This is a genomic window from Pseudomonas viridiflava, assembly GCF_900184295.1.
Lineage (GTDB): Bacteria > Pseudomonadota > Gammaproteobacteria > Pseudomonadales > Pseudomonadaceae > Aquipseudomonas > Aquipseudomonas viridiflava.
In genome coordinates, this window is the sequence record NZ_LT855380.1 from 2,766,009 (window position 1) to 2,786,381 (window position 20,373).

A 20,373-nucleotide genomic window follows, 5' to 3' on the forward strand; every position below is an offset into this window, starting at 1 on the left:
ACTTTCGGGTTCGTCCATGCACCTTGATCGCAATGCCGAGATCGAGTTGAGGCTGCTCATCGAGGCGATCTACCTCAAGTACAGCTACGACTTTCGGGATTATTCCGGCGCTTCGGTCAAGCGCCGTGTGGCGCATGCGTTGCGTCAGTTCGATTGCAGCACGATCTCCGCATTGCAGGAGCGGGTGCTGCATGACCCGGCTGCGTTCATGCAATTGCTGCAGATCCTCACCATTCCCGTGAGCGAGATGTTTCGTGATCCGTCGCACTTCCTGGCGATTCGTCAGGAAGTCGTGCCGCTTCTGCGCACCTATCCTTCCATCAAGGTATGGATCGCCGGCTGCAGCACAGGCGAAGAGGTGTACTCGATGGCCATCCTGCTGCGCGAGGAAGGGCTGCTGGAGCGCACAATCATCTACGCTACGGACATCAACCCCAGCTCGCTGGAGAAAGCCAAGCAGGGGATCTTCTCCATGGAAAACCTGCGCGCCTACACCGAGAACTATCGCAAGTCCGGTGGGTTGCGGGATTTCACCGAGTACTACACATCGGCCTACGATTACGCGATCTTCGACAAGACGTTGCGTGAAAACGTGACCTTTGCCGATCACAGTCTGGCGACAGATAGTGTATTCTCCGAGACCCAGTTCATTTCATGCCGTAACGTATTGATTTACTTCAATAAAAAACTGCAGGACAGGGCCTTCGGGCTGTTTCATGACTCGCTCTGCCATCGGGGTTTCCTGGCGTTGGGCAGCAAGGAAACGCTCGAGTTTTCAGCCTATGGCACTGCGTTCGAGACGCTGGTCAAGCCTGAGCGGATCTACCGTAAATCATGAAGACGACTTTTGCCGGGGCTTCAGCCGACGACGTTCTGCCGGTGGTGGATGCGATCGTGGTCGGTGCTTCGGCAGGCGGCGTCGAGGCGCTGCTGAGAATTTTCACTTGTCTGCGGCCGGGGTTCGGCTTGCCGATCCTGGTGGTGCTGCATTTGCCGGATGATCGTCGCAGTCAGTTGGCGCATGTGTTCCAGAGTCGCCTGCCGTTTCCCGTAAAGGAAGCCGACGACAAGGAAAGCATCAGGCCCGGCACGTTGTACTTTGCGCCGTCGGGTTATCACCTCTCTGTCGAGACTGACCGTACGTTGTCATTGAGTCAGGAAGACCGGGTTTTCTATTCAAGACCGAGCATCGACATTCTGTTCGACTCGGCCTCTGACGCCTACGGTGAGCGCCTGGCGGGCGTGCTACTGACCGGTGCCAACAACGACGGAGCGCAGGGATTGCTGCAGATCAAGCATTATAAAGGTTTCACGGTTATTCAGGACCCGCAGCAGGCCCAGGCGAGTACCATGCCCGAGGCCGCCCTGGCGCTGCATTCGCCGGATTACCTTCTGTCTTTGAACGAAATCGGCCCGTTGCTGGCCGAGCTGGAACGAATCGCATGCTAAATGAAGTCCAGGCAAAACTGCTGATCGTCGACGATCTGCCGGAGAACCTGCTGGCCCTCGAAGCGCTGATCAAGCGTGAGGACCGACTGGTGTTCAAGGCGCTGTCGGCCGACGAGGCGTTGTCGCTCCTGCTGCAGCATGAATTCGCGCTGGCCATCCTTGATGTGCAGATGCCGGGCATGAATGGCTTCGAGCTGGCCGAGCTGATGCGCAGCACTGAAAAGACCAAGAGCATCCCGATCGTGTTTGTCAGCGCTGCGGGTCGCGAGCTCAATTACGCATTCAAGGGCTATGAAAGCGGCGCGGTGGACTTCCTGCACAAGCCGCTGGACATCCATGCGGTGAAGAGCAAGGTCAACGTGTTCGTCGACCTGTTCCGGCAGCGCAAGGCCATGAAGATGCAGGTCGAGGAACTCGAGCGTAGCCGGCAGGAGCAGGAAGCCCTGCTCAAGCGCCTGCAATCCACTCAGGGTGAACTTGAGCACGCGATACGCATGCGCGATGACTTCATGTCGATCGTATCCCACGAGGTGCGCACGCCGCTCAACGGCCTCATTCTGGAAACCCAGTTGCGTCAGTTGCACTTGGCCAAGGGCAACATGTCGGCATTTACGCTCGACAAGCTGCGCGCCATGGTCGACCGCGACGAGCGTCAGATTCAAAGCCTTATACGACTGATCGAGGACATGCTGGACGTGTCGCGTATCCGTACGGGCAAGCTGTCGATCAGGCCAAGCCCGTTTGACTTGTGTGAACTGGTGACTCAACTGCTGGAAAGTTTCTCGGCCCAGATCGCTGCGGCGAGCTCGAGTGTCACGCTGGTTGCCGAGGAACCGGTCATCGGCGTGTGGGATGAGTTCAGGATCGAGCAGGTCATTGCCAACCTGCTGACCAACGCCCTGCGCTACGGCGCCCGCAAGCCCATCGAGGTGCGCGTATATTGCGAGGGCGGACAGGCGAGTGTGGAGGTTCGCGATCAGGGCATCGGCATCACTCCTGAGAACCAGAAGCGTATCTTCCAGCAGTTCGAACGTGTCTCGGCCAACCATGCGGTTGCAGGACTCGGACTGGGACTGTTCATCTCCGAACAGATCGTCATGGCCCATGGCGGCCGGATCGAAGTGGAAAGCGAAGAGGGTAAGGGTTCGGTTTTTCGCGTCTGTCTGCCTCAGTAAAGCGGGCGGACCTTCAAAAACAGATGGCACTACGGAATTATCGTACTTCCGTCGCAACCTCCTCAGCGCGCCGTGGTCGTATTGGCAGCTATCTATAAGATCAAAGGCAGTTCAATGAGCGCTGATGCAGAAAACGTCGTACTTATCGTCGAAGATGAACCCCTGATCCTGATGCTGCTGGCTGATTACCTGTCGGGCGTGGGCTATCGCGTCCTGCAGGCCGAGAACGGTGAGCAGGCATTCGAGATTCTCGCCACCAAACCGCACCTGGACCTGATGATCACCGACTATCGCCTGCCTGGCGGTATTTCGGGCGTGCAGATTGCAGAGCCGGCGGTCAAGTTACGACCGGAACTGAAGGTCATCTTCATCAGCGGCTATCCCGCAGAGATCATTGATTCGGGCAGCCCGATAGCGGCCAAGGCTCCCATTCTGGCCAAGCCGTTCACCATGGAAACGCTGCAGTCGCAGATTCAGGATTTACTGGCCTGATTGTTTGCTGAAATTCGTTTCTGCCTGGAGGGCTTAGGCCTTCTCGGAGGTACGACGGCAACGATGGGCTGCGCAGCGGCCCCAAGTCGCATCTGACACATCGCTTGCGTCGGTTTTGCTGCCGGCTCCCGGCAGATCGCGGGCAAGCGCGCTCCTACAGTTCGGTGTTTGCTGCGCTACAGCGCTCCGTCAAAGATGCGGTGAGCATTTCCACAGTCTGGTTTCTGCTGCGCGATGGCGGAAGAGGTCCGGGAGTCTGGATGGTGCGCAACGGAGGGCTATCGGGCTTGAGCTTTCTCAAGCCTCGATCATTTCCCGCACTTTGGACGTCAGGTGATCAAACGCGAAGGGTTTGGTGATCAGTTGCATGCCGGTGTCCAGGAATCCTGAGCGTGCAGCGGCATGTTCGGCATAGCCAGTGATGAACAACACCTTAAGCTCCGGCCGCAGTTGCCTTGCGATTTCCGCGAGCTGACGTCCATTCATGCCGGGAAGCCCGACATCGCTGATCAAGAGGTCGATCCGCTGCCCTGACTCCAGTATCGGCACTGCGGACAGAGAGTCACCTGCCTCGATGAAGGCGTACCCCAGTTCACTGAGTACCTCGCTGACCAGCGCCCTGACGGCCGGGTCGTCTTCGACGATCAGCACGGTTTCGCCATCTTTGGCGTACACCGCATTGCTCTGGAAGCTTTGCTCGTCCTCGTCCTGATTGCCTTTGAAGCGCGGCAGGAACAGTTCCACGGTGGTGCCGCGACCGACTTCGCTCTTGATCGCCACATGGCCGTGAGACTGCTTGCTGAAGCCGTAGATCATGGACAGCCCGAGGCCTGTGCCCTGACCGATGGGTTTGGTCGTGAAAAACGGGTCAAATGCGCGGCTGATGACCGCTTCCGGCATGCCGCAGCCGTTGTCGGTGATGCTCAGGACGACGTAGTCGCCCGGCAGCAGGTTCTCATGAGCGTTGGTAAAGGACTTGTCCAGTTGACGGTTGTAAGTCTCTACCGTCAGCAGTCCGCCATCCGGCATCGCGTCGCGGGCGTTGAGTACCAGATTGAGGAGGGCGTTTTCCAACTGGTTGGGGTCTGCCTCGGCGGTCCACAGATCGCCGGCCAGCTGCATTTCCAGCTTGATGCTCTCGTTGACGCTGCGCTGAATCAGTTCGCCCATGGCGTTGATCAGATGGTTCATCTCTACCGGCTTGGAGTCCAGCGACTGACGGCGGGAGAACGCCAGCAGGCGATGGGTGAGGGCGGCTGCACGATTGGCTGAAGTGACGCCCAGGTCGATCAGGTTATCCAGGCCCTCGGTACGCCCGCGTGCCAGACGTCGCCTGATTAGCTCCAGGCTGCCAATGATGCCGGTCAGCATGTTGTTGAAGTCGTGGGCGATACCGCCGGTCAACTGTCCGACGGCTTCCATCTTCTGCGACTGTCGCAGCACTTCTTCCTTGTGGCGCAGCTGCGAGGTGCGTTCTTCGACCTGCTGTTCCAGTGTTTCGTTGAGGCGTCTGAGCTGGGATTCAGCCTGTTTGCGCTCGGTGATGTCGGATGTCACGCCGACCAGCGAGCTGACGTGGCCGTTATTGTCGCGGATGGAGCGGGCGCGCACATCGACCCAGTTGAGCGACCCGTCTGGCCAGACATTGCGATATTCAATGATGAAGTCGACGCCCGTATCCAGACTGCGCTGCAGTGCGGACTGCATGCGCGGCTGGTCCTCGGGATAAACGACAGCGAGCCAGTCTTCGTATGTGAAGGCCTGATGCTCTTCACGGCCGTAATGACCTCGGGTGATAGCAGAGCAGGTGAGTAGCAGGCGCTCGGATTCAAGCTCCCATGAGCCGAGCCGTCCGGCCTTGAGTGCATTTTGCAGGCGTTTTTCGCTTTCCAGCAGGTCCTCCAGGCGTGCACGCGCTTCGTACTGACGTCGTCGCCCGCGTACCGCAGTCGCCACCAGGCTGACCAGCGTGACAGGATGGAAGGGGCGTTCCAGGAACGTGACATTGCCCAGCAGACTGCCCATTCGCGCCGACGGATTCTGCTCGGGGCCGCCATGATGAGTCAGCAGGACAATAGGCAGGTCCGACCAGGCAGGCTGCTGGCCCAGCAGGTCGAGCAGCGGCGTGATGTCAACGGTACGCAGAGCCTCGTCGGCGACGATCACAAGACCTGCGCCGGTTTCCAGTTCTGCAACCAGTTCGTTAAGGTCGCGTGCAACGGTTGCCGGGTAGCCGGCTTCCTTGAGAATCATCAGGGCAATCTGGCTGTCCCGTCCACGAGGCGCCAGGATGACCGCCCGCTCTGAAAGTTGCCCCTTAATACTCACAAGTCTTCGTCCGTCAACAGCGGTTTGCTTTCGCCCAGATAGGTAGGAACGCCGCGCAATACGCCCTGGAAGGCTTCCAGCGGCGCACCGATCTTCAAACCCTTGCTACTGATCCGGTATTCGCGAATGGTCGATTCGTGCGTACCGGTGCGTTTCTTGATGATGGAAATGGCCCGGCGCACCTGGCCCAGCGCTTCGAAATAGCGCAGCAGAATCACGCTGTCGGCCAGATAGGTGATGTCGACCGGCGAACGCATGTCGCCGACCAGTCCGTGCTGTGCGACGGTCATGAACGTCGAGGCACCCCGGCGGTTGAGGTACAGAAGCAATTCGTGCATGTGCAGAACCAGCGCGTTTTCTTCCGGCATGGACGCCTGATAACCGTTGATACTGTCAATCACCACAGTCTTGATCTGCTTCTGATCGACTGCGCGTCTGACGCGATGGGAGAACTCGCCGGGCGACAGTTCGGCGGCGTCGATCTGCTCGATCAGCATGTTGCCGGTCTCCTGCAGCGCACGCAGGTCGATGCCGATCTTCAGCATGCGCTCGAACAGCAGGCCCATCTCCTCGTCAAAGATGAACAGCCCGACTCGCTCACCCCGCGCAACTGCCTGTGCAGCAAAAACCATCGAGATAAGTGACTTGCCGGTGCCCGCAGGACCAAGAATCAATGTGCTGGAGCCGCCTTCGATGCCGCCGCCCAGCAAATCGTCCAGCTCCTGAATGCCGCTGCTGAATTGAGCGCGCGAATAGTCGGATCGATGTTCGGCAGCCACCAGCCTTGGAAAGACGTGGATACCATCTTCAGCAATAGTGAAGTCATGAAAGCCGCCACGGTACTTCTGGCCACGGTACTTGACGATCTTCAGGCGCCTGCGTTCTGCGCCGTAGGCAGGTGTCAATGATTCGAGCCGAATGACGCCGTGGGCCACGCTGTGCACGGTCTTGTCCAGCGCTTCGGTGGTCAGGTCGTCCAACAGCACGACAGTGGCGTCATAGCGAGCAAAGTAGTGCTTGATCGCCAGGATCTGACGGCGATAGCGCAACGAGCTTTGCGCCAGCAGGCGAATTTCCGAAAGGCTGTCGATGACCACGCGGGTCGGCTTTACGCGTTCGACCACTTCGAAAATCTGCCGTGTCGCTTCGCCCAGCTCCAGGTCGGAGGAGTACAGCAGGCTCTGATGGTGGTCAGCGTCCAGCAGGCTTTCTGGCGGCGTCAGCTCAAAAATCTTGATGTGCTCATCCAGCTCCCAGCCGTGGGAACGCGCGCCGTCGCGCAGCTCCCGTTCGGTCTCGGAAAGCGTGATATACAGCGAAGTTTCGCCCGCTTGGGCGCCTGCCAGCAGGAACTGCAGCGCTACGGTTGTCTTGCCGGTTCCGGGTTCTCCTTCGAGAAGGAAAACGTGACAGCGTGAAAGACCTCCCGAAAGGATGTCGTCCAGACCTTCAATGCCGGTTGCCGCTTTTGACGTATTCAAGTATCGCCCTCTGATGACTGACGGAGCAGTAGTAGTGTCACCCATTACTGGACATCATGGCACTACGACGGTTCAGACTATTTGGTGGCCAGCCTGGCCTGCACCCTTGCCACAAGGGCATATGGGTCCGGCAAATGTCACAACAGTCGCCTGACAGCAGTCGTGACTGGATTGTTATAGTCCAACGATGGAAATTCACCTGCCTGAGGATCAAGCCGTGCGCGACTACCAAACCTTTCTCGTTGAACTGAACGACAACATTGCCCATGTGCAGATCAATCGTGCTGACAAGATCAACGCCATGAGCGAGGCGTTCTGGACCGAGATCATCGAGATCTTCCAGTGGATCGAGCGTGAGGATGAGGTACGGGTGGTGGTGCTCAGCGGCGCGGGCAAACATTTCTCGTCCGGTATCGACCTGAAGATGCTCGCGTCGGTCGCCGGACAGCTTGGCAAGGATGCCGGGCGTAATGCGCGGGTACTCAGGCGCACCATCCTCGACATGCAGGCCTCGTTCACTGCCGTGGACACCTGTCGCAAGCCAGTTCTTGCGGCGATTCAGGGCTACTGTCTGGGCGGCGCAATCGATCTGGTGTCGGCGTGCGACATGCGCTACGCCGCCGCCGATGTGCAATTTGCGATCCGCGAAATCGACATGGGCATGGCGGCCGATGTCGGCACCCTGCAACGCCTGCCGCGAATCATCCCGGACGGCATCATGCGCGAGCTGGCCTACACGGGCCGTACGGTAGAAGCCGATGAGGCGCTGCGTATCGGCCTCATCAACCAGTGCTTTACCGATAAAGCTGCGTTGCTTGACGGCGTGATGGCCATCGCCCGACAGATTGCCGAGAAATCGCCGATTGCCATTGAAGGCACCAAACAGATGATCGGCTACATGCGTGACCACAGCGTGGACGATGGGCTTGAGCACGTTGCTATCTGGAACGCTGCCATGTTGCAATCAGCGGACCTGAAGCTGGCAATGGTTGCCCAGATGAGCAAGCAGAAGCCAGTTTTCGACAATTGAAGCGGTAGCACGCTTGCGTTCGAACAGAGGAGTTTTTCCATGACGCGCCCGGAGCGTTGGACGACCGCGGTACTGGATATCGAGGCCAGTGGCGGTTGGGCCGTGGTCCATGGTGACCAGGGATTTCTGCTGGACAGCAACGGGGTGATGTTCCCCAGAGCCTGGCTCAAGGGGCTGGATTTGCCGGTACAGAGCGAACACGGCATCGGTCATTTCGACGGCGAGGCTGTCTATCTGCTGGTGCTTGAACGGTCGGTAGCGGTCGAGGGCTGTTCGTGGCAGGGCCTGCGGCAGTTCATGCTGGAGGGTGACTTTGCCATCTTCGAAATGCTGGGTTACGCGGCGCAGATCAGCACCTGGGCCCGGGAACACCGTTTCTGCGGAGCCTGCGGCCGTCCGACGGTGCAGGTGCATGGCGAGCGTGCCATGTACTGCGAACATGACAACCTGCGGCTCTATCCGCGCATTTCACCTTCCATGATCGTGCTGATCACTCGCGGCGACGAGATCCTGCTGGCGCGGTCCCCACGCTTTGTGACGGGCGTTTACAGTACGCTGGCGGGGTTCGTCGAGCCCGGTGAGTCAGCCGAGGATTGTGTGCGTCGTGAGGTGATGGAAGAGGTGCAGGTGCGCATCAAAAACCTCAAATACATGGGCAGCCAGTGCTGGCCGTTTCCACATTCGATGATGCTGGGCTTTCATGCTGAATACGACAGCGGAGAGATTGTGCCTCAGGCCGATGAAATCGAAGACGCACGCTGGTTCCGGATCGATGACCTGCCACCCCTGCCTGCCAATCGTTCCATTGCGCGTTATCTGATCGAGGCCTATCTGGCCGAGCGATCAGGCTCCCCCGAACCAGTGTTGCCAGGCTAGACGCACGGTCAGGCCCAGTACCACAGTGATGAACACAGGGCGGATGAATTTCGCGCCGCCCTTGATCGCCGTTCCTGCACCGAAGTAGGCGCCGAGCATCACCGCCAGACCCATGCAAAGGCCGATCACGTAATCCACCTGACCCGAGAACATGAACACCGACAGCGCCACCGCATTGCTGACGAAGTTCATGCTGCGCGCTACGCCGCTGGCCTTGACCAGATCGACCGGGTAAATCAGCAGTGTGCTGACCGTCCAGAAAGCGCCGGTTCCAGGGCCTGCGACGCCGTCGTAGAAGCCCAGACCCAGCCCCTGAGGCAGTTGCCATTTCTTCTTGATCGGAGCATCGCTGTCCAGCGGCGCCTTGGGTGTGCCGCCAAACAGCAGGTACAGGCCGCAGCCGAACACAATCACTGGCAGCATCTGATTCAGCCATTCGGCAGGCAGATAATGAGCAATCACTGCGCCGATTGCCGCGCCGACAGCCGTGCCGACAATGGCGTGAACCCACTGTTTCGGATCGAACAGCTTGCGCCGGTAGAACGTGAAGCTGGCAGTCGCCGAGCCGAACGTCGAGCTGAGCTTGTTGGTGCCCAGTACCAGATGAGGCGGCAGGCCCGCTGTCATCAGAGCTGGGGTGGTCAGCAGTCCGCCGCCGCCTGCGATGGCGTCGATGAATCCGGCAATGAAGGCAACGACCGCCAGAATGGCGAGGGTGGTCAGGTCGACGCTGAGTTCGAAAGGCATGGAGGGCGGCTTATTGGCAGAAGGGCAGAATGGCGGCGCATTCTAACCCTTTGCCGAATGTTGCAGGAAGCCTGTCAGATATCCGCGAGCGCGATCCAGCGTTGCTGCTCGGCGGCCAGGCGAATGGCCGCCGCCAGGCGTTCGATTTGCCAGGCTTCCTCGAAGTCCGGGCCACGGTTGCCTTGGCCGCACATCGACAGGATCAGCGCCTGGACCTCCAGCGCCTTGAGTTCGTTGTACCCCAACTGGTGACCCGGCGCAGGGCAAAACGCGGCGTAACCGGGCAGTGAAGGGCCTGCCAGCAATCGTTGGAAGCCGTCCCGGCCGGGCGCTCCGGCGCGGCATAGACGCAGTTCGTTGAGCCTTTCCTGATCGAAAGCCAGTGTGCCTTTGGTGCCGCTGATCTCGAAGCTGAGATGATTCTTGTAGCCGTGCTTGAGCCAGCTGCTGCTGAAGGTCCCGCGTGCGCCATTGGCGAAGCGCAGCAGGGCATGGGTCTGGTCGTCGACGGCAATGTCGCGCAGTTCGGTGCTGCCCGCGCTGGCAGGGCGTTGACGGTGAACGGTGCTGACATCGGCACATACCGCTTCGACGTCGCCCAGCAGATAGCGCGCCATGGCCAGCAGGTGGCTGCCCAGGTCGGCCAGGGCTCCGCCTGCGTGCGCGGCTTCGCAGCGCCACGACCAGGGCGATTGCGCGTTGCCCATAAAGTCTTCACTGAATTCGCCCTGGAAGCTGACAATCTCGCCCAGTTCGCCAGCCTCGATCATTTCCCGGGCCAGGCCAATCATGGGGTTGTGCTGGTAGTTGTAACCCACCTGGGTCACGACGCCTGCGGCTCTGGCGCTGCGTCGCATCTGATCGGCCTGGGCCAGGCTCACTGCCAAAGGTTTTTCGCAGTACACCGCCTTGCCTGCGGCAATGGCGGCCATGGCCATCGGGAAATGCAGATGGTTGGGCGTGGTGATCGCCACGATTTGTACGCTCGGATCATCGATCAATTGCTGCCAGTCGGCATGGCTGCGATCAAAACCCCAGGCCTGCGCACACTGCTCGGCGCGTACGCTGTCGGCATCGGCCAGCGCGGCGAGGCGAATGCGTGCGGGAAGGTCAAGGGCCGCGTTGGCGTTGCCGAATGCCAGCGCGTGAGCACGGCCCATGAAACCGGTACCAATAAGACCGATACCGTATTCCGGAAGGGTGGAAGAAGTGGTTTCCCGCATGACATTCTCCAGAAAGGATTGTTGTTATGCGGAAAATATATTCCAAATAATTAATTAATGGAAAATATAATTCATATCGCAGCTTTGAGGTGGCCTCAGCGCTGGCTGATCAGGACAGGAAACCGCCATCCACGTTCAGCGCGACGCCAGTGGTGTAGCTGGAAGCCTCGCTGGCAAGGTACAAGACGGCTCCGGCCATTTCGCTGGGCGCTGCCACGCGCTTGAGCGGTATCTGCGCCAGCGCCATGTTCAGGATTGCATCGTTCTTGACCAGCGCCGAAGCGAATTTGGTGTCGGTCAGGCCGGGCAGCAGGGCATTGCAGCGGATGCCGAAGCCCGCGCATTCCTTGGCGAATACTTTGGTCATGTTGATCACTGCAGCCTTGGTCATCGAATAGACGCCCTGGAACGCTCCCGGTGAAACCGCGTTGATCGACGCCACGTTGATGATGCTGCCGCCGCCGGTCTCGCGCATCAGCTTGCCGGCTTCCACCGACATGAAGAAATAGCCGCGAATGTTCACGTCCACGGTTTTCTGGAACGCGCTGAGGTCGGTGTCCAGCACGTTGCAGAACTGCGGGTTGGTGGCGGCATTGTTGACCAGAATGTCCAGGCGCCCGAACTGTTCCCGAATCTGCGCGAAGACGCTGCCGATCTGTTCCATTTCGCCGATATGACATGCGATTGCAGTGGCCTTGCCGCCATCTGCGATGATTGCGTCGGCGATGGCCTGACATCCGTCGATTTTGCGACTGGACACAATGACATGGGCGCCTTGCTGGGCCAGCAGGCGGGCAATGGCCTCACCGATCCCGCGACTGGCGCCGGAAACGAAAGCGATCTTGCCGTCGAGGTCGAAGAGTTGGGTTCTGGACATGTCTTTTCCTTGTTCTGATGTCATCAAAGGCTGGATTTGGCAATTACATTGAGGCTCATCTGCTCCAGCAGCCGGTTCATGTGAATGAACTGTGCGAAGCGTTTGTCCTGCGTCTGGCCGTGATAGAACCGGTAGTAGATCTGCTGCACGATACCGGCCAGACGAAACAGGCCGTAGGTGTAATAGAAATCGAAGTTGTCGATCCGCACGCCGGCGCGTTCCGCGTAGTAATCCACGAATTGCTGGCGGGTCAACATGCCGGGCGCATGACTGGGTTGACGACGCATCAGTTGCACGGGCGCCGGGTCATCGGCCTGAATCCAGTAGGCGAGGGTGTTGCCCAGGTCCATCAGCGGATCGCCCAGGGTGGTCAGCTCCCAGTCCAGCACACCGATGATGTGCATCGGGTTTTCGGGGTCGAGAATCACGTTGTCGAAGCGGTAGTCGTTGTGCACGATGCTGGCAACCGGTGAGTCGGCTGGCATCTTCGCAGCCAGCCAGGCCTTGACCTGATCCCACGCGGGCGCGTCGGGGGTCATGGCTTTCTCGTAGCGTTCGGTCCAGCCCAGAATCTGCCGCTGTACGTAGCCGTGGGGTTTGCCCAGATCGCCCAGGCCACAGGCCTGATAATCGACCCGGTGCAGGTCCACCAGCTTGTCGATGAAGCTCTTGCACAGGTCCTCGGTCTGCCTTGCGCCCAGACCCAGTGCGGGTGGCAGGTCCGAACGCAGGATGATGCCCTGGACGCGTTCCATCACATAGAACTCGGACCCGATGACCGATTCGTCGGTGCAGTGCAGGTAAGCCTGAGGGCAGTAGGGAAACGCATCCTTGAGTTGATTGAGGATGCGGTACTCGCGACCCATGTCGTGGGCCGAGCGCGCCTTGTGCCCGAAGGGCGGCCGACGCAGCACCAGTTCCCGTTCGGGGTACTGGATCAGGTAGGTGAGATTCGAGGCGCCGCCCGGAAACTGACTGATCAGCGGCGTGCCATGCAGCTCCGGAAGATGGTTTTTGAGATACGGATCGATGAGGGCGACGTCAAGTTCTTCGCCGCTACGGATGTCCGTGGACTGGTCGGTCAGCGCCATGCTTATCCCTTCTGCTTATTATGGTCAGCCAGAAACATTGACTAATCTAATGATAGGCGAGCCCGCAAACAACTGCCGGACCGCTTTATAGGCTAGCGTGTTGCCGGTCAATCAGCGGCCTTGATCACTGGACATGAACGGTCAGGCGAAAAAAAAACCGAAGCCTGTCGGCTTCGGTTTCTTCGTATGCATCAAGCGTTGTCCTGGATTTATACCGGAAACAGCTCGCTCAGCTTCATCGCCAGCATCATGTCGCCTTCAGCGCGCAGCTTGCCGCCCATGAACGCCTGCATGCCGTCGGTTTCGCCGCTGACGATACCTTTGAGCGTTGCGCTGTCCATCACCAGCGTGACGTTGGCATCAGGGTTCTCGCCTTCCTGCAGGTCGCAGGTGCTGTCCTTGACGATCAGTGCGTAGTACTTGTCTTCGTCGGTGATATGGAAACCGAAGACCAGGTCCAGGCCGGCAGCGGCGCTTGGGTTGAACTTGGCTTGCATGGTTTTCACGGCGTCAGCTGTTGAGGTCATGTCTTGATCCTTTTATGGGTTCTGATGTTGGTGATTTCTGGCGCCCGACGAGCGCGCTTTTGGCCAGCTCAGCGATAGGTGATGAGCTCCGGCGTCTTCAGCAATTGCAGGTGCGTGTAACTGTTGAAGGAAGCCAGGGTCACTTCGTTGTCTCTGAATCCTAGCCGGTGCACCGAAGTGTTGACGATGTGCCAGTTGAGTTCGAATGCCTGCTGCGCAGGCATGCCTGTAATCAGATGCAGCAGTGCGGTAATGGTGCCGCCGGAGGTGAACACGGCGATGCGCTCATTGGGCGCTGCGTTCTGGACGATCCGGTCCAGCCCGGCCTTTACCCTTGCGACGAAACCCAGCCAGCTCTGCAGGCCGAGGGTGTCGTGCTGACCACCGATCCAGCGACCGATAATCAGTGAAAACAGGCGCTGAAATTCGGCGCGATTGTTGGCGGCATCCCGCAGGATATCCAGCGCCTTCGGTTCTTGCGACAGCATGGCGGGGATCAGGGCACGCATGACGCCTTCGGCATCGAACTCGTCGAACGCGCTGTCGATTTCAAGCTCCGGCACATTCAGACCGGCTTCGCCGAACTGGGCCAGTGCATTGAGCGCGGTGTCTTTCTGACGACGCAGGTCGCCGGAGATGCAGCGATCGAAGCCAATACCGAGATCTGCGAGGTGTGCGCCGACAATCTGTGCCTGACGAATGCCCAGAGGCGACAGGACGTCGTAATCGTCTGCACCAAATGAGGCCTGGCCATGTCGTATCAGGTAGATGCTGCCCACGTCCGGTTCGTCTCGGTACGTTGAAGGTCTGGCGAGGTTATGAGGGATGCCGGGGAGCTGTCAATCAAAAAACATACGCTCGTTTGAAATCACCGTTTTAATGGCTTGTAACCCTTGCCGCTGGTGATCGTGAGGGGGCGTCGGTATGCTGGCGACATCGCGGCCCTTGATTGGTAAGGGCGCAATGCAAGTGAGGATTATCCGTGGAGTTCGTTGTCGATTACGCCAGTTTTCTGGCCAAGACAGTCACGCTGGTGGTTGCCATCATCGTGGTGCTGGTCGCCATTGCGTCCATGCGTGGCAAGGGACGTCGCAAAACCGCCGGACAATTGCAGGTCACACGCCTCAATGACTTCTACAAAGGTCTGCGCGAGCGTCTGGAGCAGTCGCTGCTGGGCAAGGATCGCCTCAAGGCGCTTCGCAAGGAGCAGGCCAGGGCGCTGAAGAAAGAGAAGAAGGACAAGGTCGAAGAGAAGGCCCGCGTCTACGTGCTGGACTTCGATGGGGATATCAAGGCCTCTGCCACCGAAAGCATGCGCCACGAGATCACGGCACTGCTGACCCTGGCCACCGACAAGGACGAAGTGGTGCTGCGTCTGGAAAGCGGCGGCGGTATGGTTCACAGCTATGGGCTGGCGTCTTCGCAGCTGGCCCGTATCCGTCAGGCAGGCATTCCGCTGACCATCTGCATCGACAAGGTCGCGGCAAGCGGCGGCTACATGATGGCCTGCATCGGCAACAAGATTATCAGCGCACCGTTTGCGATTCTCGGGTCGATTGGCGTTGTCGCTCAATTGCCCAACGTCAACCGTCTGCTGAAGAAACACGACATCGACTTTGAAGTGCTGACCGCGGGTGAATACAAACGCACGCTGACGGTGTTCGGCGAAAACACCGAGAAGGGCCGCGAGAAGTTTCAGCAGGACCTGGACATCACCCACGACCTGTTCAAGAACTTCGTCGCCAGCTACCGTCCTCAGCTGTCGATCGATGAAGTCGCTACCGGCGAAGTCTGGCTGGGCATGGCTGCGCTGGACAAGCAACTGGTGGATGAGCTCAAGACCAGTGACGAGTACCTGGCCGAGCGTGCCAAGGATGCCGACGTGTTCCATCTGCACTACGTACAGCGCAAGAGCCTGCAGGAGCGCATGGGCATGGCAGCGGCTGCATCGGCAGATGGTTTGGTTGCCAAGTGGTGGGGGCGGCTGACGCAGCAGCGGTTCTGGTGATCGTTGCTTCTCCGGTCAGAGCGATGGGCACGATCAGTAGAGGTCCTCACATGGATCTTTCCTCCGCTCCGTGCTCATCGTTATACACAAATCATCTGGCTATCCGGAGAGGCAGCCCCACTGATGTGCTTTTGTAGTGCGATGGTGAGAACACTGCAGAACGCGACGTGGGTGAAGGCTGAGTCCTGGCGCTGATTCGGGGGGCAATCGGCATGGATGCCGATTGAGCTGCACTGGGCCATGGATGGCCCATTTGCAGCGACCCCCGAATCAGTGTCAGGACGAAGGAACCCCGGCGAAGCCGGGGCCGGAACCGGAGCAGCGGGCTTTGCCTACTTTGGCCCCTCAAAGTAGGTCGCCGAGGGGCGAAAAGGTGACTTGAGCCATGCGCTCGGCTCACTGAATCCGCAGTCTGTGACATGTGTGACGCGGAGCGTCACGGGCGGCATACCCACGCAGAGCGTGGGCACGATCAGGGTTGAGGCAGACTTTTGTGTATAACGACGAGCGCTCCGCTTGGGAATGCCGCCCAAGACGCTCCGCGTCCGCTTCAGGATGCAGTGCAGAGCCGAGGCACGAACCCTTTGCAAGCCACAACTAAAAAGCCCGGACCTTCAATGAAGGCCCGTGCTTTTTTGTTTCAGCGGGTCAGCGCAATCAGCGGCGACGGAACAGAGGCAGTGGCTCGTCGGTCGCGGCCTGGTAGGTCACCGAGAAGTCCTTGAGGCCTTCCAGCGCTTCGTACGGGTCCTTGTCGGGACGTATGGCAAAGGCGTCGAAGCCGCAGCGGCGCATGTAGAACAACTGGTCGCGCAGTACGTCGCCGATGGCGCGCAGCTCACCCTTGTAACCGTAGCGGTCACGCAGCAGGCGCGCGTTGGAGAAGTTGCGCCCGTCTGTGAAGGCCGGGAAGTTCAGGGCGATGACCTGGAACTGATCGACGTCAGCGCCGATTTCCTCGGCTTCTTCGTCACTGTCCAGCCACACACCCAGACCGCCATCACGCGCCTTGAGCGCATGACCATGTTCGCGCCACAGCGACAACGGCACGATCAGGTCGTCACAGTTGGACAGGCTGTCGAAGGTCGTGTCCTTGGGCAACAGGTGCCAGGTCTCGTCGATGACTTCGTTGTTCTTAATGATTCGCTGCATAGACGCGCTCCTTGAAAGGGTCAATGCCGATACGCTGATAGGTGTCGATGAAACGCTCGTCTTCGTTGCGTTTCTCGACATACACGTCGATCAGCTTCTCGATGACATCCGGCATGGCGTCCTGAGCGAAGGACGGGCCGAGGATCTTGCCCAGGCTGGCATCGCGGCTGGCGCTGCCACCCAGCGAAACCTGATAGAACTCTTCACCTTTCTTGTCCACGCCCAGGATGCCGATATGGCCGACGTGGTGGTGACCGCAGGCGTTCATGCAGCCGGAAATGTTCAGGTCCAGTTCGCCGATGTCGAACAGGTAATCCAGATCATCGAAGCGGCGCTGGATCGATTCCGCAATCGGGATCGACTTGGCGTTGGCCAGCGAGCAGAAATCGCCGCCAGGGCAGCAGATGATGTCGGTCAGCAGGCCGATGTTCGGCGTGGCGAAGCCGTTTTCGCGCAGTTCGCTCCACAGCGTGAACAGTTCGGTCTGCTCGACGTCCGCCAGAATGATGTTCTGCTCGTGGGACGTACGCAGCTCGCCGAAGCTGTAGCGATCAGCCAGGTCTGCAATGGCGTCCAGCTGCTTGTCGGTCACGTCACCCGGTGCAACACCGGTCGGCTTGAGCGACAGGGTCACGGCAACATAGCCAGGCTTCTTGTGTGCGAACACGTTGCGCTGGCGCCAGCGAGCGAAGCCAGGGTGCTGGGCATCCAGCGCGGCCAGTTCGGCGTGCTGATCGGCCAGAGCCTTGTATTGCGGGTCGATGAAGTGCTTCGAAACGCGCTCAACCTCGGCTTCGGTCAGTGTGGTCTGGCCGCCGCGCAGGTGAGTCATTTCCGCTTCGACTTTCTCGGCGAACACTTCAGGGGTCAGCGCCTTGACCAGAATCTTGATCCGCGCCTTGTACTTGTTGTCGCGACGGCCATAGCGGTTGTACACACGCAGGATGGCGTCGAGGTAGCTCAACAGGTCCTGCCACGGCAGGAATTCATTGATAAAGGCACCGACCACGGGCGTACGGCCCAGGCCGCCGCCGACCAGCACGCGGAAGCCCAGCTCGCCGGCTTCGTTGCGCAGCGGCTCAAGGCCGATGTCATGCACTTCGATGGCCGCGCGGTCGCCGCTCGAACCGTTGATCGCGATCTTGAACTTGCGCGGCAGGTAAGCGAATTCCGGGTGGAAAGTGGTCCACTGGCGAACAATTTCGCACCATGGACGCGGGTCGACCAGTTCGTCTGCTGCGACACCGGCAAACTGATCGGTGGTCACGTTGCGCAGGCAGTTGCCGCTGGTCTGAATGGCGTGCATCTGCACGGTGGCCAGTTCAGCGAGAATGTCCGGCACATCTTCCAGCGCCGGCCAGTTGAACTGCACGTTCTGGCGAGTACTGATGTGGGCGTAACCCTTGTCGAAATCGCGGGCGATCTTCGCCATCATGCGCGCCTGGCGCGAGGTCAACTGGCCGTAAGGAACGGCCACGCGCAGCATCGGGGCGAAACGCTGGACATAGAGACCGTTTTGCAGGCGCAACGGTCGAAACTCTTCCTCGCTCAGTTCCCCGGCCAGGTAGCGTCGGGTCTGATCCCGGAACTGCTTGACGCGGTCCTCGATGATCCTCTGATCGTAATCGTCGTATACGTACATATAGGTCCTGTTCTCAGGCTTCGTAATGAAGCAGGGCCGCTGCGGTCGATTGCAGGCAGCCACTGCGTCATCTGATCAATTCTGCGCGCACGGTCGCGCACTCCCTACGGAGCGGAGGCGACGATAGCAGTTTGCAGATATCGATAAAAGTGATGTTTATATATATGCAAATCACTAAAAGCGATAAGCGTTGAAGGGTTTGAACATACCCTTGCTTGCCGTGTGGGCAACTGTCGACTTAACTGACGGTTATCACTGTCTGAAGAGCCTGCTTCAGTCCTTTCATATGCAATCACCCATAAGACCGACAAGAGGCGATGCGATGAGCAAGCACCCCAAAACGACCAAGCCCGACAGCTCTGTGGATGCCTGGGCCATTCTCTTTATTATCCTGCTGGCCGTAGGTGCCGCCGTGTTCTGGGTCAGCGGGCGATAGCAGCGCCCGGAGAATTTGCTGCACACGCTCCAGAAGCCGACCGTTGCCGCCGATAGATCTGCCATAGCGCGATCAATTCTGCGGTTCAGGGTCTGGATATATGAAGGTGTTCGTGGTTCGTCTGGCGGTCCTGATGGGCTGGCTGTGGGCGAGTTCGGCGTGGGCAGCCACGGTGGTGTTTATCAGTCCCGGCACGGAGAGCGACGGGTATTGGCGCAGCTATGTCCGGGTCATGCAATCGGCAGCCCGCACCACCGACATGACGCTGACGGTGCTGTATTCCGACCGCGACACCCGCAAGCTGCTCGCCATGGCGCGCGAAACGCTGCAGGGCAAGGCACGTCCCGATTATCTGCTGTTCTCCAACGAGCTCAACGTCGCCCCGGAGATTCTGCGTTTGTCGCTGGGCAGTGGGGTCAAACTGTTTGCTGTGAACAACACCCTCACGGCAGACCAGATTCGTATCATCGGTGACCTTCCCATGCGTTATCCCGACTTTATCGGCAGTCTGGTCGGCAATGACGAAGAGGGCGGTTACCTGACTGCCAAACGCCTTATCAGTCTTTATCCGCATCAGCCAGGAGGCGGGACGGTGGAGATGCTGGCGTTTTCCGGCACCAACACCACGCCCGTCTCGTTGTATCGCGAACAAGGTCTGCGTCGTGCGCTCGCCGAGCACCCTGAAGTCCATCTGCGTCAGATCGTGCTCAGTGGCTGGTTGCGATATCGGGCGCTCGAGCAGGCGCGGGTTTTGTTCAACCGCTATCCGGACATTCGTCTGGTCTGGTCCGCCAATGAACAAATGGCCTTCGGCGCCATGGACGCGTTGCGCGAGCGGGGCGGCCAGCCGGGCAAGGACGTTCTGTTCAGTGCGATCAATGGCACCTCCATGTCACTGCAGGCGCAGTTGGATGGGCGTCTCAGTGTCGTCGCAACCGGGCACTTTACCCTTGGCGGCTGGGCGATCATCCTGTTGCACCGCTATGACACGGCTCATCGACAGACTCACCTGCAGGCCGGGGCGAGGACCGTCGAGGTGCTGCATCTGGTTGAACGGCAGGATGCCCAGCGTTTTCTGGAGGCGACCCGAAACGAAGGCTACCGGCTCGACGTTCAGGCGTTCAACGTGAGCGCGACGGGTGAAGACTCACCGTTCTCACTGAAAAACATGTTGCCGGACGCTCATTCCAGCGCCAGGTAAAGCACCAGTTGCACGATGCCAAACAGGATCGCAACGAAAATCACGGTGAACAACAACCCCAGCAGCAAAAAGTGCGCAGGCTTGCCGTAGGTGAAATCACGCTCGCGATTCTTGCCGCTCTGCACGCCAAACGCGGCTGCCAGAACGCTGTGCAGCATCTGCCTGAACGTGGGTGCCTTGTTTTTGGAAGCGTCGTCGGATGGTTCGTCCATAACACTCACCTGCCAATGCCTCTTCAGCTTAGCCAAGGCAGCATTGCGGCGGTGAGCAGCTCGTCGCCGGATTGCCCGGCGCTCATCGTTATACACAAGTCGCAACGCGCGCAAAACGGGGGGCAAAACGAAAGTGTCTGACTGAATGCATACCCGTGGGAGGCGGCTTGCCGGCGATGGCGTCAGTTCAGTCACTGACAGGTCGCTTCAGAAAAAGCATCGCCGGCAAGCCGCCTCCCACAGTCCGTGGTCGCAGCAAGACTCGGGTATAACGCTGAGCACAAGCATGGGCATGATCGGCGTGCTTGAGATCACGCTGATCGTTCCTACGCTCCGCGTGGGAATGCCTCCCAGGACGCTCCGCGTCCGCTCTCGAATGTGGCGCAGATATGTGCCCAAGCTCCAGCGTTATCCACGTCATGCGCT

Annotated in this window: 19 protein-coding genes; 8 read left to right on the top strand and 11 right to left on the bottom strand. The window is 59.3% G+C overall.

The window, feature by feature from the left end; translation table 11 throughout:
- The first annotated feature begins 16 nt into the window (after positions 1-16).
- The 4 genes from CFBP1590_RS12705 (at position 17) to CFBP1590_RS12720 (ending at position 3,116) form a co-directional block, all read left to right on the top strand.
- Positions 17-838: a CheR family methyltransferase gene (locus CFBP1590_RS12705; RefSeq protein ID WP_029242352.1), complete on the top strand. Its 822-nt coding sequence runs from the start codon at positions 17-19 to the stop codon at positions 836-838.
- Positions 835-1,449, top strand: a complete 615-nt coding sequence (locus CFBP1590_RS12710; RefSeq protein ID WP_004884915.1) for a chemotaxis protein CheB — start codon at positions 835-837, stop codon at positions 1,447-1,449. The genes CFBP1590_RS12705 and CFBP1590_RS12710 overlap by 4 nt, the downstream gene beginning before the upstream one ends.
- Positions 1,443-2,624, top strand: coding sequence for a hybrid sensor histidine kinase/response regulator (locus CFBP1590_RS12715; RefSeq protein WP_088235160.1), 1,182 nt, complete (start codon positions 1,443-1,445; stop codon positions 2,622-2,624). The genes CFBP1590_RS12710 and CFBP1590_RS12715 overlap by 7 nt, the downstream gene beginning before the upstream one ends.
- Before the next feature lie 114 nt (positions 2,625-2,738).
- Positions 2,739-3,116: a response regulator gene (locus CFBP1590_RS12720; protein ID WP_004884919.1), complete on the top strand. Its 378-nt coding sequence runs from the start codon at positions 2,739-2,741 to the stop codon at positions 3,114-3,116.
- A 297-nt stretch (positions 3,117-3,413) separates the two neighbouring features.
- Here CFBP1590_RS12720 and CFBP1590_RS12725 read toward each other — a convergent pair whose 3' ends face one another.
- Complete coding sequence (locus CFBP1590_RS12725; RefSeq protein ID WP_088235161.1) at positions 3,414-5,444, bottom strand: response regulator; 2,031 nt, start codon at positions 5,442-5,444, stop codon at positions 3,414-3,416.
- Positions 5,441-6,925 (bottom strand): ATPase domain-containing protein, encoded by a 1,485-nt coding sequence (locus tag CFBP1590_RS12730; protein WP_025995696.1) that lies wholly within the window; start codon positions 6,923-6,925, stop codon positions 5,441-5,443. Before CFBP1590_RS12730 ends, CFBP1590_RS12725 begins: the two co-directional genes overlap by 4 nt.
- 187 nt (positions 6,926-7,112) lie before the next feature.
- Here CFBP1590_RS12730 and CFBP1590_RS12735 point away from each other — a divergent pair, with 187 nt between their 5' ends.
- Positions 7,113-7,955, top strand: a complete 843-nt coding sequence (locus CFBP1590_RS12735) for a crotonase/enoyl-CoA hydratase family protein (protein WP_197986485.1) — start codon at positions 7,113-7,115, stop codon at positions 7,953-7,955.
- Positions 7,956-7,994: 39 nt separating this feature from the next.
- A complete protein-coding gene (nudC, locus tag CFBP1590_RS12740; protein ID WP_088235162.1) occupies positions 7,995-8,831 on the top strand; it encodes an NAD(+) diphosphatase in 837 nt (278 codons plus the stop codon).
- Here the strand turns inward: nudC and CFBP1590_RS12745 are convergent.
- From CFBP1590_RS12745 to CFBP1590_RS12770, 6 genes are all read right to left on the bottom strand, one after another.
- Positions 8,799-9,578: a TSUP family transporter gene (locus tag CFBP1590_RS12745; RefSeq protein ID WP_057408613.1), complete on the bottom strand. Its 780-nt coding sequence runs from the start codon at positions 9,576-9,578 to the stop codon at positions 8,799-8,801. The genes nudC and CFBP1590_RS12745 overlap by 33 nt on opposite strands.
- Positions 9,579-9,652: 74 nt before the next feature.
- A complete protein-coding gene (locus tag CFBP1590_RS12750; RefSeq protein WP_088235163.1) occupies positions 9,653-10,801 on the bottom strand; it encodes a Gfo/Idh/MocA family protein in 1,149 nt (382 codons plus the stop codon).
- Between the two features lie 109 nt (positions 10,802-10,910).
- A complete protein-coding gene (locus tag CFBP1590_RS12755; RefSeq protein ID WP_043306073.1) occupies positions 10,911-11,678 on the bottom strand; it encodes an SDR family oxidoreductase in 768 nt (255 codons plus the stop codon).
- A gap of 23 nt (positions 11,679-11,701) precedes the next feature.
- Positions 11,702-12,769 (bottom strand): phosphotransferase family protein, encoded by a 1,068-nt coding sequence (locus tag CFBP1590_RS12760; protein WP_088235164.1) that lies wholly within the window; start codon positions 12,767-12,769, stop codon positions 11,702-11,704.
- A gap of 209 nt (positions 12,770-12,978) precedes the next feature.
- Positions 12,979-13,296 carry an SCP2 sterol-binding domain-containing protein gene (locus CFBP1590_RS12765; RefSeq protein WP_029242343.1) on the bottom strand — a complete coding sequence of 106 codons (318 nt, stop codon included), beginning with the start codon at positions 13,294-13,296 and terminating at the stop codon, positions 12,979-12,981.
- Between the two features lie 68 nt (positions 13,297-13,364).
- The gene (locus tag CFBP1590_RS12770) at positions 13,365-14,075 is read right to left on the bottom strand and encodes a histidine phosphatase family protein (protein ID WP_029242342.1); all 711 of its coding nucleotides are present in this window, start codon (positions 14,073-14,075) and stop codon (positions 13,365-13,367) included.
- Positions 14,076-14,278: 203 nt separating this feature from the next.
- Between CFBP1590_RS12770 and sohB the strand changes: the two genes are divergently transcribed.
- Positions 14,279-15,304, top strand: coding sequence for a protease SohB (gene sohB / locus CFBP1590_RS12775; RefSeq protein ID WP_029242341.1), 1,026 nt, complete (start codon positions 14,279-14,281; stop codon positions 15,302-15,304).
- 657 nt (positions 15,305-15,961) lie between these two features.
- Here the strand turns inward: sohB and CFBP1590_RS12780 are convergent.
- Positions 15,962-16,456, bottom strand: coding sequence for a DUF934 domain-containing protein (locus CFBP1590_RS12780; protein WP_004884959.1), 495 nt, complete (start codon positions 16,454-16,456; stop codon positions 15,962-15,964).
- Complete coding sequence (locus CFBP1590_RS12785) at positions 16,440-18,098, bottom strand: nitrite/sulfite reductase (protein WP_088235165.1); 1,659 nt, start codon at positions 18,096-18,098, stop codon at positions 16,440-16,442. Before CFBP1590_RS12785 ends, CFBP1590_RS12780 begins: the two co-directional genes overlap by 17 nt.
- A 536-nt stretch (positions 18,099-18,634) precedes the next feature.
- Here CFBP1590_RS12785 and CFBP1590_RS12790 point away from each other — a divergent pair.
- Entirely contained in the window at positions 18,635-19,735 is a 1,101-nt protein-coding gene (locus CFBP1590_RS12790; RefSeq protein WP_088235166.1) for an ABC transporter substrate-binding protein, read from the top strand.
- On the opposite strand, the gene CFBP1590_RS12795 is transcribed toward CFBP1590_RS12790, so the two are convergent.
- Positions 19,717-19,947, bottom strand: coding sequence for a DUF2970 domain-containing protein (locus CFBP1590_RS12795; RefSeq protein WP_004884972.1), 231 nt, complete (start codon positions 19,945-19,947; stop codon positions 19,717-19,719). The two genes, CFBP1590_RS12790 and CFBP1590_RS12795, sit on opposite strands and share 19 nt — an antisense overlap.
- Positions 19,948-20,373 lie beyond the last annotated feature (426 nt).

Bases quoted from the DNA above. Each gene is read 5' to 3' on its own strand.
- CFBP1590_RS12705 (WP_029242352.1), top strand. From the start codon at position 17: ATGCACCTTGATCGCAATGCCGAGATCGAGTTGAGGCTGCTCATCGAG.
- CFBP1590_RS12710 (WP_004884915.1), top strand. From the start codon at position 835: ATGAAGACGACTTTTGCCGGGGCTTCAGCCGACGACGTTCTGCCGGTG.
- CFBP1590_RS12715 (WP_088235160.1), top strand. From the start codon at position 1,443: ATGCTAAATGAAGTCCAGGCAAAACTGCTGATCGTCGACGATCTGCCG.
- CFBP1590_RS12720 (WP_004884919.1), top strand. From the start codon at position 2,739: ATGAGCGCTGATGCAGAAAACGTCGTACTTATCGTCGAAGATGAACCC.
- CFBP1590_RS12735 (WP_197986485.1), top strand. From the start codon at position 7,113: ATGGAAATTCACCTGCCTGAGGATCAAGCCGTGCGCGACTACCAAACC.
- nudC (WP_088235162.1), top strand. From the start codon at position 7,995: ATGACGCGCCCGGAGCGTTGGACGACCGCGGTACTGGATATCGAGGCC.
- CFBP1590_RS12745 (WP_057408613.1), bottom strand. From the start codon at position 9,578: ATGCCTTTCGAACTCAGCGTCGACCTGACCACCCTCGCCATTCTGGCG.
- CFBP1590_RS12750 (WP_088235163.1), bottom strand. From the start codon at position 10,801: ATGCGGGAAACCACTTCTTCCACCCTTCCGGAATACGGTATCGGTCTT.
- CFBP1590_RS12755 (WP_043306073.1), bottom strand. From the start codon at position 11,678: ATGTCCAGAACCCAACTCTTCGACCTCGACGGCAAGATCGCTTTCGTT.
- CFBP1590_RS12760 (WP_088235164.1), bottom strand. From the start codon at position 12,769: ATGGCGCTGACCGACCAGTCCACGGACATCCGTAGCGGCGAAGAACTT.
- CFBP1590_RS12765 (WP_029242343.1), bottom strand. From the start codon at position 13,296: ATGACCTCAACAGCTGACGCCGTGAAAACCATGCAAGCCAAGTTCAAC.
- CFBP1590_RS12780 (WP_004884959.1), bottom strand. From the start codon at position 16,456: ATGCAGCGAATCATTAAGAACAACGAAGTCATCGACGAGACCTGGCAC.
- CFBP1590_RS12785 (WP_088235165.1), bottom strand. From the start codon at position 18,098: ATGTACGTATACGACGATTACGATCAGAGGATCATCGAGGACCGCGTC.
- CFBP1590_RS12790 (WP_088235166.1), top strand. From the start codon at position 18,635: ATGAAGGTGTTCGTGGTTCGTCTGGCGGTCCTGATGGGCTGGCTGTGG.
- CFBP1590_RS12795 (WP_004884972.1), bottom strand. From the start codon at position 19,947: ATGGACGAACCATCCGACGACGCTTCCAAAAACAAGGCACCCACGTTC.